The organism is Armatimonadota bacterium (assembly GCA_031459765.1).
Lineage (GTDB): Bacteria > Sysuimicrobiota > Sysuimicrobiia > Sysuimicrobiales > Kaftiobacteriaceae > Kaftiobacterium > Kaftiobacterium secundum.
The window spans coordinates 64232-79703 of the sequence record JAVKHY010000011.1 but is presented as its reverse complement, the minus strand read 5'-3'; the positions used below and the strand labels follow the sequence as shown (position 1 = coordinate 79703).

Here is a 15472-nt window from a genome sequence, read left to right as displayed (position 1 = left end):
GGCCAGCACGAACCCGACGCCGACGAAGACGCCGGGCAGCGCGCCCGGCAGCACGGCCAGGAAGTCCAGGGCCTGACGCAGCGGCAGCCGCCGCGAGGTGAGGAAGGCCACCAGGACGCCCATGGTTGCGGTGATCAGCCCGGCCAGCACGCCGATCTTCACGCTGGTCCACAGGCTCCCCATGCGCTCCGCGGCGAGGTGCCAGTGCGTCAGCGACAGCGACCAGTCCCGTCCCCAGATGGCGGTAAAGGCCCCGGCGATGACGCCGAAGTACACCAGGCCGATCATGACGGTGGTCACGGCGCAGATCCCCACAACGATCCACCGCAGCAGGCGCGGGGTCGGGGCCCGCTCCATGCGCGAGCCCCGACCGGTGACGGTGACGTAGGCCCGCCGGGCCACGACGTAGCGCTCGAGCAGAAACAGCCCCGCCGTGGGCACGACCAGCATCGCCACGACCAGGGCCGCGCCGGTGAGGTCGCCCATCCCCTCCAGGCGGAACCAGGACTCCGTGGCCAGCAGCGGAAACCCGCCGGCGATGAGCACGGCGTTGCCGAAATCCGCCAGCACCGAGATGGCCACGACGAGCATCGCCCCGGCGATGCCGGGGCGGGCCAGGGCCAGGGAAACGGTGCGCACCACCGCCCACTCCGTGGCGCCCAGGTTGCGGGCGGCGTGTTCGAGGCTGGGGTTGACGGCCTCCAGCACGCCGGCGATGATCAGCATGGCCAGCGGGAAGAAGGCGATGGTCTGCACCACCCACAGCCCCGGCCAGCCGAAGATATTCACATCCAGCCCGAAGATCCCGCGCGTGATCAGCCCCTGCCGCCCAAACATCAGGATGTAGGCGAAGGCCACCATGAAGGGCGGGGCGAAGAGCGGCAGCATGGCCACATTCCGGAAGAACCGCCCGCCCGGCATATCCGGCCGGGTGGTGGCGAAGGCGAAGACCAGCCCCAGGAACGTGGCCGAAAGGGTCGAGATGACCATCATCACCAGGCTGTTCCGCGCGGCCTGGATCCAGCGCAGGCTGGACGGAATCCCCAGGTAATCCTGCCAGGAGGGGTAGGTGAGGACGCGGATCGCCGGGTACAGCACGAACAGCCCCAGCACGGCCGCCGCGCCCAGGAAGGTCAGCAGCAGTCCGGGATCCGCGGCCTGTCTGCGCAGTTCGCCCCAGCGGGCAACCGCCACCTCATCCTCCCTTGCCGGCCGGCCCCGGTCGCCGGATGACACCGGCGGCCGGGGCCCGGCCGATGTGTCTCGCCGCGCCGTCGCTCAGCGACCGATCTCCCTGGTCCACCGTTCGCGCAGGCGGGCCTGATTCTGCACGGCCCAGTCCAGATCGTACTTGACGAACTTGAGCTGGTTGAAGGGCGTCGCCCCGGAGGGCACGGCCACGTCGCCGCGCACGGCGTAGCGGAACCCGAAGCGGGCGTTGATGTCCTGCGGCGTCCGCGTCATGAGGAAGTCCACGTACGTCCGGGCACTTGCAGGGTTCGGCCCGCCCTTGATGATCGAGACCGCCCCGATCTCGAAGCCGGTGTCGGGCGGCACGATCACCTCCAGGGGCGCGGCGCGCAGGATGCGCGCGCCGATCGCCTCATGGGCCCACATCATGGCCACCGTGGCCTCGCCCCGTTCCAGCAACGCGATGGTCCCCGGGGCGGTCGGGGTGTACTGAGAGGCGTTGGCGTTCAGCGCGCGCATGTACGCCCAGGCCCGGTCTTCGCCCAGCCGGAAGATCTGGGCGGCCAGGAAGATGTAGCCGCCGCCGGTCGTCACCGGGCTGGGCATGACGAAATGCCCGCGGAACTCGGGGCGGGTCAGATCGTCCCAGGTCGCCGGCTTGCGGACCCCGCGCGGGGCCAGGTCGCGCTCAAACCGGTCGGTGTTGATGATGATCGACAGCGCCCCCAGATACCAGCCGTGCCAGAAGCCTGCGGGGTCGACGAAGTCCGTGCTGATCCCCGCCTGCTGCACGACGGGCGAGCGGTACCGCTCGAGCAACCCCTCCCGGGCCAGGGGGATGTGCAGCGAGCGGTCGCCGCCGACGAAGACATCGGCCCGGGGCCGGTCCTTCTCGGTGCGGATCCGCGCCTGGAGCGTCCCCGCCGCCGGCACGACGAGCGCCTCCACCTGGATGCCCGTGCGCCGGGTGAACTCCCGGTGGATGAGGGAGGTCTCCAGATCCGGCAGCGCCGAGTAGACGACGATCCGGTTCTGCTGGGCGCTGACCGGACCGACTCCCGGCAGGACCCCGGCCAGCAGGACCAGGACTAGAGTGGCGATCCATATCCTCCGCATGCTCTCCCCTCCTCAACGGTGGACTTCGCGTGAAGTGGCTCCATGCTCCCCCCCGAGCACGAAGCGGTCGATGACGTCTGCCAGCCCTTCTTCATCGTTGCTGGGGGCGATGTAGCCGGCGTGGGCCTTCAGCTCCGCCGGCGCGTTGCCCATCGCCACCCCCACTCCGGCGATGCGGATCATCTCCAGGTCGTTCAGGTTGTCCCCCACGGCGATCGTCTCGGCCAGCGGCACCCCCAACCGCGCCGCGACGAACCGCAGGGCGTCCCCCTTGGAACTGCCGGTGGGCAGGATCTCCAGGTAGGTGTCTTCGCTGAACACGGTGTTGATCGCCGCGGGCAGCGCGGCCACGGCCCGGGCGACCTGTTCCAGGGACGGCCGCGGCCCGATGATCAGGATCTTCATCGGATCCGGGGGCAGGAAGGCCAGGAGGTCGCCCACCGCGGTGACCTGGAGCCCGTCTTTGCGCTGGTAGCGCTCGGTAATCTCATTCATCCGGCCGGTGTACACCTGGTCCCCGACGTACAGGTGCGGCTGCACCTCGGGGAAGTGGCGCAGGATCTCCAGCACGGCGCGGGCGTGAGCCTGTTCCAGGTGCAGCCGGCGCCACTCGGTGCCGGTGCGGAAGTCGTACACCAGTCCTCCGTTGTACAGGATCGCCGGCGGATCGGCGCCCAGGGCCAGGACATAGGGCTCCGCCGACCGCCACATCCGCCCCGTGGCCAGGCAGACGCGGACCCCCGCTTCCTGAGCCCCGCGCACGGCGGCCCGGACCTTCGGGGTGATCCGGCGGTCTCCGGTCACCAGCGTCCCGTCGATGTCGGCCACCAGGAGTCGGAACCCCATCACGTCGGCGTCGGCTCGGGAAGCGGCAGCGTCACCGGTCGGCCCTCCCGCGCCGCCCGGTAACAGGCCTCTACGAGTTCGGTGGCCCGGTAGCCGTCCTCGGCGGTCACCGCCGGCGGGCGCGCGCCGAGCACCGCATCGATGAACACCCGGTCCTCCGTGACGTAGCCCCACTTCTGCTCGAAGGGCATCTGGAAACAGTCCAGCGCCTCCACCGGCTCCCGCATCCCGGGGCTGAACCAGGCCCGTTCCAGTTCCTCCGTCACCACCGTCTGATGGGCGCCGTAGATCTCCACCCGCTCGTAGGGAAACAGCCAGGAGGTGTGGGCCACGCTGGTCAGGGAGGCGACCACGCCGTTGCGAAAGCGCAAAAGCATCACGAACCCGTCCAGTTCCTCATAGACGCTCTGCCGGGCGTAGCCCTGGATCTCCGCCACCTCGCCGAAAAGGAACCGCCCCATGTCGAAGAGGTGCACCGGCGTCTCGTACAGATACCCGCCGGTGATCCGGGGATCGCCGGTCCAGGGCGGCTGTTTCAGCTCGCCCCGGTTGTGCTTCATCTGCGCCGCGTAGGGCGTGATGCGGCCGTCGGCGATCAGCCGCCGGGCGAAGGCGTAGACGTTGCTGAAGCGCCGGTTGAAGCCGATCTGATAGACGGCCCGGCTGGTCCGGGCCGCCTCCCGGATGCGCCAGGCCCCCTCCAGCGACGTGGCCATGGGTTTTTCGGAGAAGACGTGCACCCCGGCGGCGAGACAGCGCAGGACCGGTTCCACGTGCATGGTGTTGGGGGTGGCGACGTACACCGCCTTGGCGCCGGCGTCCAGGAGGGCTTCCAGCGAATCCAGCGGCCTGGTCTCCACCTCTGCGGCGAGCCGCGCGGCGGCGGCCGGCACCACGTCGGCCACGCCGACCAGCGTGACCCGCTCGTCCTTTTTCAGATTCAGGGCATGGACGCGCCCGATGAACCCCGCCCCCAGCACTCCCACGCGCACACTCATCTTCCGCTCCTCCGCTCGAACAATGCTTCCATCTTCTGCCGGGCCACCCGGGCCAGGTGGACGGGGTCCCAGGCGTAGTACTCCGGCCGGAACAGCTCGATGGACCAGGGCCCGTCATAGCCCAGCATCTCGATCTGGTGCACCAGCTCCCGCAGCGGGATCACCCCGTCGCCGGGCAGCAGCCGGTGGGCGTCGGTCAGCCGGTCCGGCGGCAGATCCTCGGCGTCGTCCAGGTGCACGATGAACAGCCGCCGGGGATCCAGCCCCTCCAGCATCTCCCGGGACGAGCCGCCGACGAAGAAATGAAAGGCGTCGATGACCAGACCGAGGCCCGGATCGCCCGCGGCGTCCACGATCTCACGGGCCAGCCCCAGGGTATTCACCGAGCAGTCGGGAAAGCCCAGGAACTCGAACCCCACTTTGACCCGGTAGGGCCGCGCCGTCTCGGCGACGGCCCGCAGCGCCTCCACCGCGGTCTCCCGCAGGCGCGCCGGATCGCCCACCTCGGCGGTGAAGCTGGGCACGGCGACGATGTAGGGACACCCCAGGGCGGCCGCCCACTCGCCGAAGGTCTTCACCCGGTCCAGCAGGGCCAGCAGGGCCGCCCCGCTGGCGTGGGTGGCGTGCTCCAGGGCGTTCAGGGTGTAGACCTCGAGCCCGGCCTCCTGCAGTTCCTGGCGGAGGCCCTCCAGCGTCCCCCCCGCCTTGAGGTAGTCGCGCAGCTTCGTGTCGCGGATCTCCAGCCCCTGATACCCGGCTTCGCGGGCGGCCCGGATATCGGTGCGCAGGTCCGCCGGCCCCGTGGTCGCGCCGTTCAGGGCAAAGCGCCTCACCGTCTCACCCCCAGCACCGCCGCCGCGCGGCGCACCGCCGACACCGGGTCGGCGCTGGGCCAGCATTCCAGCCCCAGCGCCCCCCGGTATCCCGACCGCTCCAGGATCCGCAGCACGGCCGGCCAGTCGATCGTTCCCGTGCCGGGCTCCCCCCGCCCGGGCACGTCGGCCAGGTGGATGTGCACGGTGTAGGGCAGCGCCCCCGGCAGCCGTTCCAGCAGGTCCTCGTGCATCATCCGCATGTGGTAGACGTCCAGCAGCAGCCGCACCGACGGCCGGCCGACCTCGTCGAGCAGGCGCAGGGCCGCGGGCAGGGTGTCCAGGAAGTAGCCCGGGTGGTCCAGGACGGAGTTGAGCGGTTCGACGGCGAGGACCACCCCGGCCTCTTCCGCCATCGCCCCCGCCGTGCGCAGTCCCTGCACCGCGGCGGCCCACTGGCCGTCCCGGGGACGGCCGACCATGCTGTATCCGACGTGCGCCACGAGCAGCCCCGCGCCCAGTCGTCGGGCCACCTCCATCGACCGGGCCAAGTGGGCCAGCGCCCGCGGATGGTCGTCGGCGTCCACCAGCGGCTCGTCGAAGGTGTTGCCGCTGAAGATCACCGCCCGGCAGCGCAGCGTGCGCAGCCGCTCCGCCAGCGCGTCCACATTCCGCCCCCGCCAGTCCCAGAACTCCACGTGGCGGAGGCCCGCCTGGAGCGCGACCTGGAGGGCGTCCTCCTCCGGCAGCCGCGCGCACAGCGCATCGAGGCACAGGCAGAGGTTCATGCCTTCTCCCGGATCGCCCCGAAGGTCAGGGCGGTCAGGACGTAACGCCGGGCCAGCAGGAGCAGCAGGACCGGGACCGCGGAAGCGACGGTCCCGACGGCGGCCATCTCGTTCCAGATGATCTCGAACTGGGTGACCAGGCTGGCCACGCCGATGGGAAACGTCTGCGAGCGCGGCGTGGCGCTCAAAATGAAGGCGAACATGAACTCGCTCCAGCTCAGAGCGAAGGTGATCACCGCGGTGGCCAGCAGCGCGGGGGCCAGTTGGGGGAGGAGAATGGTAAAGAAGGCGCGCAGCCGGGTCGCCCCGTCCACCAGCGCCGCCTCCTCGAGTTCCAGGGGCACCTCGAGGAGGAACCCGCGCAGCATCCAGGTGGCAAAGGGCAGGCTGAACACCGCGTAGAGCAGCATGAGGGACAGGGGGTTGTCGTACAGCCCGGCGTGCCGGACGATATCGAAGAACGGGATGACGACGACGATGGGCGGCAGGAACCGCAGGCTGAGGATCCAGTTCAGCAGCGCGCGCCGGAAGCGCGGCGACACCGGCAGGCGGGTCACCGGGTAGGCGATGAGCAGGGAGACCACCAGCCCGACGGCCACGGCGGCGAGACAGATCACCAGGCTGTTGCGCAGCAGTGTCAGGTAGCCGCGGGCGACCATTACCGAAACGAAGGGCTGAAAGGTGACGTGCTCGGGGAAGATGGTGGCCGGAAAGCGGTAGAACTCCGGCAGCGGCTTGATCGCCGTGAGCACCATCCAGAAGTAGGGGAAGAGGTACAGCGCGGCCAGCGCCAGGAGCGCGGCCACGGCCAGCAGGCGCCAGATCCCCCGGGATCTCACTGGGCGACCTCCCGCCCCAGGAACCGTCCCAGCACGGCAAAGGCCGCCGAGGCGACGATGAGCACGAACAGCGAGAGCGCCGCGGCATAGCTCAGGTTGAAGAACTTGAAGGCAATGCGGTACAGGTAGACGCTGAGGAACTCTGTGGTCGCCCCCGGCCCGCCTCCGGTGAGCACCAGGACGTGGTCGAAAACGCGGAAGGTGTCGGTGAAGCGGAAGATCAGGACCAGCAGCAGCAACGAGGAGAGGTAGGGGAACTCGATCAGTCGGAACAGCTGCCATCCGCCCGCGCCGTCCACGAGCGCCGCTTCGACCGCGTCCTGAGGCACCGATTGCAGCCCGGCGAAACAGACCAGAAAGACGAAGGGCATCCACTGCCAGACGTCCACGCTGACCACGGCGAACATCGCCGTATCCCCGCGCGAGAGCCACAAGGTGTCGCCCGCTCCCCCCAGGGCGCGCAGGACCGCGTTGAGCACCCCGTAGGTCGGCGTGTAGATCAGCCGGGCGATCACCCCGGCGGCCACGGGCGGGGTGACCATCGGGACGATGAAGAGCAGGTAGATCAGCGTGCGCGCCCAGCCGCTGCGGATCGTCCGGTGCACCAGCAGGGCCAGGGCCAGGCCCAGCCCGATCTCCACGGCCAGCGCCGCAGTCACGTAGATCGCCGTGGCGCGCAGCGAGGCGAAGAACGCCGGGTCGGCGAAGGCCCGGGCGAAGTTGTGGACCCCCACGAACTCCCCGGTCCGGTAGTTGCGGAAGGCCAGCGAGACATTGTACAGGAGCGGATAGGCCACCAGGGCGCCCAGCAACAGCACGGGCGGGGTCACCAGCAGGTACGGGCCGGCCCGGCGACCCAGACGGGGAAAGAAGGGCCCGGGAGCCCTCAGCTCCCGGGCCGACGCCTCACCGATAGTACCCGGCCTCCTTCATATGCGATTCGATCTCGCGGGCCGCCTTGGTGATCGCCTCCTCCGGCGTCTCCAGTCCGGCCAGCGCCGCATTCACGTGCGTCCCCAGGATGGCCTCCACCGCAAACCACTCCTGGGTGCGCGGTCGCCACTCCGCGGGAGCGTTGAGCGAGTCGGCCATGGCGCGGAAGAAGGGGAACTTCTTGTTCATCTCCGCGTTCATCAGGACCGACTTGCGGAACGGGATGCCGCCGCCCAGGGCATAGGGCTGCTGGATCCGGGCGCTCGTCGCCCACAGGATGAACTCGTAGGCCCAGCGCTGGTTCCGGCTGCCCTTGGGGATGGCCAGCAGCCAGTTGCCCATCAAGGGGGCGTGCTTGCCGCCCGGCCCGGCCGGGGCCAGGGTGTAGCCCATCTTGCCGACGACTTTAGACACCGAGGGGTTCTCCACGATGTCGGTGATCTCGGCCGGCCAGATGAACCCCTGGGCCGCGCGGCCCGTGGCTACCTCGCGGGCCCGCTCGGCGGCGTCATAGTTCTCCACGCCCGGCGGCGCGTACTGCTTGAGCGTCTTGGCGAAGAAGGTCAGGGCGTCGACGGCCTGCTTGGAGTTGAGGACGACCCGCCAGTTGTTGTCGAAGATCCGGGCGCCGAAGGAGAGGAGCACCGGGGTGAACTCGGAGATGACGGGGTTGCCTTTCGCGCCGCGGATGACAAACCCGTACAGGGGTTTGCGGGGGTCGTGCACCTTCCGGGCGTTGGCCACGACATCGTCCCAGGTCCTGGGCGCGGAGACCAGATCCTTGCGGTACATGAAGAACTCCACGTTCCCCACCAGGGTGATGGCGTACAGGCGTCGCGGCTTGCCGGCCTCGCCCGGGGGAATCGGACCGCGCGGCGGCGGCCAGGAACCCAGATCATAGACCACCGGGAAGATGTCGGCATCCCGCCGGTAGCCGAAGGTCGAGTCCAGCGGGACGAGCCATCCTTCGCTGCCGAACTTGGGCATCCAGGGATCGTCGGCGATGAGCAGGTCAAAGGTCGGGGCGTTGGCCTGGAACGCCGTGACCAGTTTCTCGTACAGCGTGGGATAGGGGAACTCGACGAGATCGATCTTGACCCCCATCTCCTTCTCCCACAGGGGCAGGATGGCCTTGAGTCCCTTGGTCTCGCCCCCCGCGACGACGGCCATGGTGAGCTTGGCCGGCTTGGCGGGGAGCCCGGGGGCGGCCAGGGCGCCCGAAGTGACCAGGAGGACCGCGATCACGGGCCAGATCCACCAGCGTCTTCTCATGCTCTCCCTCCTTCCTGGAATGGTGCTGCCCGTCGTCTCACCTCCCTGGGGCGCGCGACGGCCCTCAGGCCCGGATCATGATCTTGCCGTCCTCGCGCCTGGTGGCTTTCTTGATCGCCTCCACGCCCTGGTCCAGGGTGAACCGGCTGGTGATGATCGGCGTCAGGTCGATGCGGCCGCTGGCCATGAGGCGGATGACGTTGGGGAAGTTGCCGTAGCCGGAGTGCCCCTGGGCGCCGTAAATCTGCGCGGCGTGGGTCTGGAAGTGCTCCAGGTAGACCGGGGCCCGCTCGCTGGCCCGGCCGATCATGACGATCTTGCCGCCCACCGCCATCGCCGCCTCCATCTCGGGGATGGTCCTGGGCGGCGCGCCGGCGGCCTCGACCAGCATCGCCGCGCCCTCGCCGTCGGTGAGCTCCATGATGGCCTGGCGCGGCGCGGTTCCCTGGCGCTCCAGGGCCACCGGATCGAGCACGACATCGGCGCCCACCTTGCGGGCCAGCTCCTGGCGCACCGGGCTTACTTCGAAGGCGATGATCTTCGCCGCGCCGGCGGCCCGGGCCAGGGCGATGGCGGCGAAGCCGATGGGGCCGGTGCCGAAGACGACGACGTGCCCGCCGGGCTTGAACCCCTCGGCGCGCGTGAACATCGCGTTGTAGCTGACGCTGGTGGGCTCGCACAGCGCGCCGGCCTCGTAGGCCTTCTCCCTGGACCCGTAGCGCTCCGCCAGGGCGTCGATCTTCCAGCAGTACTTGGCGCCGATGGCGATGTAGTCGGCCTGGGCGCCGTTGATGGTGAAGCCGATCTCTTCCAGGCGCAGGCACTGGTTGGGGTAGCCGTTGCGGCACGGGGTGCACTCCCCGCACCAGATCATCTCCTCGGCGGTGACCATGTCGCCGGGCTTGAGGTCGGTGACGTCGCGGCCGACCTCCACCACCTCGCCGCTGAACTCGTGGCCGATCACCACCGGGAACTTGGTGAGTCCCGGGTACAGCATGTACCCGTCGGCATCGGTCTCGTAGAAGTGCACGTCCGAGCCGCAGACTCCGCAGGCCCGGGGACGGATCAGCACTTCGCCCGGTCCCGGCCGGGGCTCGGCGATCGACTCCAGGGACAGCCGCGGCGAGCGCCAGACGCTGCTGCCGGTCACGGCCTTGCCCGTCCGCCGTTCCCACTCCGACACCCGGTAGTCCGGCCGGGGATCCCACTCCGCCGCCAGCACGAGCCCTCTCATCCTCCACCCCCTCCTTGGCGTACCGATTCGCGGCGACCGTCCGCGGCGCCGACGGCGAGATGCGCCCCGCACGAGTCGCGCACCACCAGCTGGGGAATCAACACCGTCTGCCGGCCGCCCTCGTCCGCCCCGTCCATCAAGGCCAGCAGACGTTCCATCGCCAGCTGGCCCATGCGGTACTTGGGCTGCGCCACCGTCGTCAGCGCGGGGCAGACCAGCGAGGCGAAGGTGATGTCGTCGAAGCCGACGACGGCCACATCCTGGGGAATGCGCCGGCCGGCCCGGCGCAGCGCCTCCATGGCGCCGATGGCCATCAGGTCGTTGGCGGCGACCACGGCGGTGAACTTCGCCCCCCGCGCCAGCAGCCGCTCCACGGCCCGGCGCCCGCCGTCCGCGGCGAAATTCCCCTCCACCACCAGGGCCTCGGACCGCGGGACGCCCGCCGCCTCCAGCGCCGCCAGGTAGCCCCGCCGCCGCTCGGCGGCGACGTGCAGGGACGGCGGGCCGGTGATGTGGGCGATGCGCCGGTGGCCGAGGCCGAGCAGGTGGGTGGTGGCCTCGAACTCCCCGCGGAAGTTGTCCACCAGCACCGAGTCGATCCGCACCCCGGCCACGTCGCGGGCCACCAGCACCACCGGCCGGCCCTGACGCCTTAGCGCCCGGAGGTGGCGCGTGTTGCTCCCCACCGTGGCGAAGACCAGTCCGTCCACCATGCGCCGGGCCAGCAGCTCGAGGTAGGCGCGCTCGCGCTCCAGGTCCTCGTAGGTGTTGCACAGCAGCACGGCGTAGCCGCGGGCGCGGGCCACGTCCTCGATCCCCCGGGCGATGGCGGGAAAGAAGGGGTTGCTGATGTCGGGGACGATGAGGGCGACGGTGCGGGTGCTGCGCTTCTTCAGCCCGCGGGCGATGGGGTTGGACTCATAGCCCAGCGCCCGGACGGCGGCCAGCACGCGGCGCTGGGTGGCGGCACTCACCCGGTGCGGACTGCGGTTGACGACGCGCGAGACGGTGGCGACGGACACCCCGGCGCGCGCCGCCACGTCCCGAATGGTCGCAGCCATGGAAAACGATTACCATATTCGGCCCCAGGCAGCCGGGTTCCTGCTCAGAAAGGGTGTTCTTCCGTACATGACAGCGGGGCCGTCTCGTATGTCCATGGCAAGCACCCGGATGGTCTTAACCTCGATAACCTTCATCGTCCCTCGACGATCGTTCCGCCGCGTTTATTGCGTTTGCGGATGATCGTCCCAACGCCAAGGGGAGCGTCGTTATCAATCCGGCCACCCGGCTTGTCCCGCAGGGTGGCGGGCGAGCCCAAAAGCACGAGCCCGAGGGTACGCTCGGGGTAGTCTATCGCAAAGCGCCGGGCGACGATGCCGCCGTTGGAACCCCCCGAGATGACGGCGGCTTCAAGCTGGAGGGCGTCCATGAACGCTGCGAGGTCCGTCGCGAAATCGTGGGGGCGATAGCCCTCCGCGGGGCGACTCACATCGCCGTGGCCCCCTTGGGTCAAAGCGAAGGCATGAATGGAGTCAGGCAGGTGAGGCAGCACTCGTTCGAAGGAGCGTCAGGAGTCAGCGATGGCATGCAGAAGTGCCACGGGAACACCCGAGGAATCTCCCAGCTCCACATAGGGAAGCCCGACCTGGTTAGGAAGTTCGACAGACCTGACAACAGGTACCACGTCTGGCCTGTCTGCCACCTACGATCACTCCCGCCGTTCTCATACGCTGGTTTGTCTGACCATGCCGATGACTCCCGATGCTCCAGGTGAAGCATCTAACGGCGGCGCATCAGCCGCTCGCCGACGCGAAGCGGAGGCGAGTCGGCTGGATGCGCTCGTGAGGCCGCCATCGTATCAAGCTACAGCGTCCTTCACCGCTGTTTGAAGAATATGCTGAGCCTTGAAAAGGAGCCACAGAGCCAGGACGAGCCAATAGAGCCTCTGAATGAGCCCGCCGATGCCAATCGAGGCGAGCGGGCCATGGAAAGTGAAAAGAAGGATGGCCGCAATCAGAACCAGCCAGGCCAGCCAGGAGGTGATCGGCTGCGACGGAGCGGGATCGACGTGCGGTGAGCGGGTTCGCTCGATGAGAAGGACAGCAGGAGCGATCAGGAGGAAATTGAGACCAGCCATGTTATGAATGGAACCGTAGAGAGTCGGGACGGCCCCCGGCGCGTCGAGGGGGAACGCGCCAGCCAAGATGGACGTGATCCCCCAGGCCATGAGGAGCACAAGCCCAATGCGCCCGGCGAGGGTACGAGTGCTCGGCCACAAGGCGAGTGCGAGGAAGAGACCGGAGAGGCCGACCAGGGCGAGAGCAACGCTGATGAGAAAGCCATACCCGGTCAGCGCATAGAAGCTTATGCCGGAGCGCATTGGATCGATATCGGGTGCTATGAAGAGCAGGGCGACGACCGCGACCCCAAAGATCAATGTGGCTATAAGGCTGAGAAATGCCAGAGGACCCTTCATGACCGCCTCCTTTCGTCTGTATGGCCGCAAGTGTATTTCTGCGGATACCGCTCTGGCGGCCTAACTCCTGATTCGCCCGATCAGTCTAAGGCACCGCTGTGTTAATAGGCGTACGCGGGCGGGGGTCGGTGGAAATCAGGCGGAGGGGGCGCCCAGGGCCACCGCCCCGGCCAGGGCCAGGGCGCGGGTGTGGGAGAGCGTGACGTGGACCGCCGCCACGCCCTGCTGCTGTGCCGCGCGGGCCGCCCCGCCCCGCAGGCGTACGGCGGGACGGCCCAGCGGATCGTGGACGATTTCGATCTCGTGCCAGGCCATGGTGCGCCAGCCCAGGCCCAACGCCTTCATCACCGCTTCCTTGGCGGCAAAGCGGGCGGCCAGCCGCTGGCTGCGCAGGCGGGGATGGCGGGCACGGACGTCCTCCCCCGGGGTGAAGAGGCGAAAGACGAAGGCGTCTCCCCACCGCTCCAGCGCCCGGGCGATGCGCTCGACCTCGACGATGTCCACACCGATGCCGCGGACGTCCATCGCTGCTGGGGGCCTCAGGCCGGCAGTTCCGCTTCGTCGATCAGCATGATGGGGATGCCGTCCCGGATCGGATAGCGCCGGCCGCACTGGGTGCAGACGATGCGGTCGCCCCGCAGCTCCACCGGCGCCTTATCCAGCGGACAGGCCAGGATCTTCAGCAGCTCCTCGTCGATCGCCACGGACCGTCTCCCCTTCTCCCCGGACTCACTCCACGGTGACGCTCTTGGCCAGATTTCGCGGCTGGTCGATGTCGTTCCCCCGCAGGCGCGCCACATGGTAGGCGAAGAGCTGCAGGGGGATGATGGCCAGGACCGGGGCCAGCAGGTCGTCGGTCGGCGGGATGCGCAGCGCCTCGTCGGCGAACCGGGTGATCTCCCGGTCGTCGTCGTAGGCCAGGGCGATGACGTGGCCGCCCCGGGCCTTCACCTCCTGGATGTTGGACAGCGTCTTCTCGTGGACGTGGCGTTGGGTGACGAGGGCGAACACCGGCGTGCCCTCCGTCACCAGGGCCAGGGTGCCGTGCTTCAGCTCGCCGGCGGCCAGGGCCTCTGAGTGTATGTAGGAGATCTCCTTGAGCTTGAGGGAGCCCTCCATAGCCGCGGCGTAGTCCAGTCCGCGGCCGATGAAGAAGACGTGCTCCGCGGAGGCCAGCCGCTCGGCCAGGGCCTGGACCTGGCCCTCCCGCTTCAGCACCTCCTGCGCCTGCGCCGGGAGCGCCTTCATCTCCCGGATGATCGCCGAGGCCTGGTCGGAGGTCAGCGTCCCCCGGCGGAGCGCCAGGTCGAGGGCCAGCATGGCCAGCGCGGCCAGCATGGTGATGTAGGCCTTGCTGCTGGCCACGGCGATCTCCGGGCCGGCGCGGATGTAGAGGACGTCGTCGGCGTCGCGGGCCAGCGTGCTGCCCACGACGTTGGTCACGGCCAGCACCCGCGACCCGCGGGCCCGCGCCTCGCGCACCGCAGCCAGCGTGTCCGCCGTCTCCCCGGACTGGCTGATCGCCACCGTCAGGGTCTGGGGGGTGATGAGCGGATCGCGATACCGCAGCTCGCTGGCCAGCTCCGGCTCCGCGGCCACCTTCGCCAGGTGCTCGATCCACCAGCGGCCGACCAGCCCCGCGTGGTAGGCTGTCCCGCACGCCGTGATCCACACCTTGTGCAGCGTCCGGATCTGCTCGTCGGTGTACCTCACGCCGTCCAGTTCCACCCGACCCTCGGCGTCCAGGCGGCCCATCATCGTCTCCTGCAGGGCGCGCGGTTGCTCGTGGATCTCTTTGATCATGAAGTGGGGGTAGCCGCCCTTCTCCGCCATGGCGGCATCCCAGGTGATGCGGATCGGGGACTTCTGCACCGGGGCGCCGGCCAGGGTCTGGACGGTGGCGCCCCCGCGCGTCAACACCGCCAGCTCGCCGTCCTCGATGATCAGCACGTCGCGGGTGTGGGCCAGCAGCGCCGGGATGTCCGAGGCCAGGATCGTCTCGCCGCGTCCCAGCCCGACGATGAGCGGGCTGATCTGCCGCACGGCCACGATCCGGTCGGGCTGCTCTCGGCACATCACGACGATGGCGTAGGCTCCCCGGGCCTGGCTCACGGCCACGCGCACCGCCTCCTCGAGGGGCGTCCCGGGCCGGGCCCCCAGCGCCTCCTCGATGAGGTGGGCCAGGACCTCCGTGTCCGTGTCGGAGCGGAAGGTGTGCCCGCGCGACCGCAGCGCCTCCCGCAGGGGCAGGAAGTTCTCGATGATCCCGTTGTGGATGACGACGACCGACCCGGTGCAGTCGCTGTGGGGGTGGGCGTTCCGGTCGGTGGGCAGGCCGTGGGTCGCCCACCGGGTGTGGCCGATGCCCACGGAACCGGACAGGTGGGTGGCCGCCGTCAGTTCGGCCAGGCGGGCCAGTTTGCCCGCCGTCTTGCAGATCTCGATGTGCCCGTTGCCCAGCACCGCGACTCCCGCCGAGTCGTACCCGCGGTACTCCAGCTTCCGCAGGCCGTCCAGCAGGATCGGCAGGGCGTCCCGGTGCCCGATATAGCCGATGATGCCGCACATGGACAGACCTCCACGTCCCCCGAAGGGGGCGTCGATGTGGTACTGCGCGCGTCCGCTGATGGCGTGCCGGACAGCAAACGACGGCCTATCTGTCCTGTTCCCGGCGGCCTTCTGGGCCGGAGTTGCCTCCGGGGTTTGTGAGCCGCCTTGACCCCGGCGGGCGCCGGGGCCGGTGCAGACCCGGAACGGGGCCTAGGGTCACCCGCCGACTGGTTCGAGTTCCCCTCCCTCGTCACCCCTGGGTGCGAATCCAGGGGGCAGGCGCTGCGGCACCGATTTGCTGGTCCTCCCACCTCCTCCCCGCTGCGCCCGCGTCCTACCGCGGGCTCTAAAAGAGTTCGACCCGCTCTGCCCGGGCTCCCTGCCTCCGCGGCGAGCCGGGACCGCCGTGTTGACGGC

16 protein-coding genes are annotated in these 15472 nt (G+C 69.4%); all 16 read right to left on the bottom strand.

All coding sequences use genetic code 11. The features are described 5' to 3' along the window. On the bottom strand, nucleotides 1-1194 hold a 1194-nt coding region (locus QN141_11715; protein ID MDR7559142.1), incomplete at its 3' end, for an iron ABC transporter permease. 84 nt (nucleotides 1195-1278) lie between these two features. Further along, nucleotides 1279-2307, bottom strand: a complete 1029-nt coding sequence (locus tag QN141_11710; protein MDR7559141.1) for an extracellular solute-binding protein — start codon at nucleotides 2305-2307, stop codon at nucleotides 1279-1281. A gap of 12 nt (nucleotides 2308-2319) precedes the next feature. Continuing rightward, entirely contained in the window at nucleotides 2320-3153 is an 834-nt protein-coding gene (locus tag QN141_11705) for a Cof-type HAD-IIB family hydrolase (GenBank protein ID MDR7559140.1), read from the bottom strand. Next, a complete protein-coding gene (locus QN141_11700) occupies nucleotides 3153-4151 on the bottom strand; it encodes a Gfo/Idh/MocA family oxidoreductase (GenBank protein MDR7559139.1) in 999 nt (332 codons plus the stop codon). The genes QN141_11705 and QN141_11700 overlap by 1 nt, the downstream gene beginning before the upstream one ends. Beyond that, nucleotides 4148-4984: a sugar phosphate isomerase/epimerase gene (locus QN141_11695; protein ID MDR7559138.1), complete on the bottom strand. Its 837-nt coding sequence runs from the start codon at nucleotides 4982-4984 to the stop codon at nucleotides 4148-4150. The genes QN141_11700 and QN141_11695 overlap by 4 nt, the downstream gene beginning before the upstream one ends. Then, nucleotides 4981-5751, bottom strand: coding sequence for a TIM barrel protein (locus QN141_11690; GenBank protein MDR7559137.1), 771 nt, complete (start codon nucleotides 5749-5751; stop codon nucleotides 4981-4983). The genes QN141_11695 and QN141_11690 overlap by 4 nt, the downstream gene beginning before the upstream one ends. After that, nucleotides 5748-6590, bottom strand: coding sequence for a carbohydrate ABC transporter permease (locus QN141_11685; GenBank protein ID MDR7559136.1), 843 nt, complete (start codon nucleotides 6588-6590; stop codon nucleotides 5748-5750). The genes QN141_11690 and QN141_11685 overlap by 4 nt, the downstream gene beginning before the upstream one ends. Continuing rightward, nucleotides 6587-7420, bottom strand: a complete 834-nt coding sequence (locus QN141_11680) for a sugar ABC transporter permease (GenBank protein ID MDR7559135.1) — start codon at nucleotides 7418-7420, stop codon at nucleotides 6587-6589. The genes QN141_11685 and QN141_11680 overlap by 4 nt, the downstream gene beginning before the upstream one ends. A 76-nt stretch (nucleotides 7421-7496) precedes the next feature. Continuing rightward, the gene (locus tag QN141_11675) at nucleotides 7497-8795 is read right to left on the bottom strand and encodes an extracellular solute-binding protein (protein MDR7559134.1); all 1299 of its coding nucleotides are present in this window, start codon (nucleotides 8793-8795) and stop codon (nucleotides 7497-7499) included. A 64-nt stretch (nucleotides 8796-8859) separates the two neighbouring features. Beyond that, nucleotides 8860-10029: a scyllo-inosose 3-dehydrogenase gene (iolM, locus tag QN141_11670; protein ID MDR7559133.1), complete on the bottom strand. Its 1170-nt coding sequence runs from the start codon at nucleotides 10027-10029 to the stop codon at nucleotides 8860-8862. After that, nucleotides 10026-11090: a LacI family DNA-binding transcriptional regulator gene (locus QN141_11665; GenBank protein ID MDR7559132.1), complete on the bottom strand. Its 1065-nt coding sequence runs from the start codon at nucleotides 11088-11090 to the stop codon at nucleotides 10026-10028. The genes iolM and QN141_11665 overlap by 4 nt, the downstream gene beginning before the upstream one ends. Before the next feature lie 131 nt (nucleotides 11091-11221). Beyond that, nucleotides 11222-11581 (bottom strand): alpha/beta hydrolase, encoded by a 360-nt coding sequence (locus QN141_11660; protein MDR7559131.1) that lies wholly within the window; start codon nucleotides 11579-11581, stop codon nucleotides 11222-11224. Between the two features lie 306 nt (nucleotides 11582-11887). Next, nucleotides 11888-12505, bottom strand: a complete 618-nt coding sequence (locus QN141_11655; protein MDR7559130.1) for a DUF998 domain-containing protein — start codon at nucleotides 12503-12505, stop codon at nucleotides 11888-11890. A 135-nt stretch (nucleotides 12506-12640) separates the two neighbouring features. Next, nucleotides 12641-13030 (bottom strand): holo-ACP synthase, encoded by a 390-nt coding sequence (acpS, locus tag QN141_11650; GenBank protein MDR7559129.1) that lies wholly within the window; start codon nucleotides 13028-13030, stop codon nucleotides 12641-12643. 14 nt (nucleotides 13031-13044) lie between these two features. Continuing rightward, a complete protein-coding gene (locus QN141_11645; protein ID MDR7559128.1) occupies nucleotides 13045-13209 on the bottom strand; it encodes a Trm112 family protein in 165 nt (54 codons plus the stop codon). 25 nt (nucleotides 13210-13234) lie between these two features. Beyond that, nucleotides 13235-15073, bottom strand: a complete 1839-nt coding sequence (gene glmS / locus QN141_11640; GenBank protein ID MDR7559127.1) for a glutamine--fructose-6-phosphate transaminase (isomerizing) — start codon at nucleotides 15071-15073, stop codon at nucleotides 13235-13237. Between the last annotated feature and the right edge of the window lie 399 nt (nucleotides 15074-15472).

Bases quoted from the DNA above. Each gene is read 5' to 3' on its own strand.
- QN141_11710 (MDR7559141.1), bottom strand. From the start codon at position 2,307: ATGCGGAGGATATGGATCGCCACTCTAGTCCTGGTCCTGCTGGCCGGG.
- QN141_11705 (MDR7559140.1), bottom strand. From the start codon at position 3,153: ATGGGGTTCCGACTCCTGGTGGCCGACATCGACGGGACGCTGGTGACC.
- QN141_11700 (MDR7559139.1), bottom strand. From the start codon at position 4,151: ATGAGTGTGCGCGTGGGAGTGCTGGGGGCGGGGTTCATCGGGCGCGTC.
- QN141_11690 (MDR7559137.1), bottom strand. From the start codon at position 5,751: ATGAACCTCTGCCTGTGCCTCGATGCGCTGTGCGCGCGGCTGCCGGAG.
- QN141_11675 (MDR7559134.1), bottom strand. From the start codon at position 8,795: ATGAGAAGACGCTGGTGGATCTGGCCCGTGATCGCGGTCCTCCTGGTC.
- iolM (MDR7559133.1), bottom strand. From the start codon at position 10,029: ATGAGAGGGCTCGTGCTGGCGGCGGAGTGGGATCCCCGGCCGGACTAC.
- QN141_11665 (MDR7559132.1), bottom strand. From the start codon at position 11,090: ATGGCTGCGACCATTCGGGACGTGGCGGCGCGCGCCGGGGTGTCCGTC.
- QN141_11655 (MDR7559130.1), bottom strand. From the start codon at position 12,505: ATGAAGGGTCCTCTGGCATTTCTCAGCCTTATAGCCACATTGATCTTT.
- acpS (MDR7559129.1), bottom strand. From the start codon at position 13,030: ATGGACGTCCGCGGCATCGGTGTGGACATCGTCGAGGTCGAGCGCATC.
- glmS (MDR7559127.1), bottom strand. From the start codon at position 15,073: ATGTGCGGCATCATCGGCTATATCGGGCACCGGGACGCCCTGCCGATC.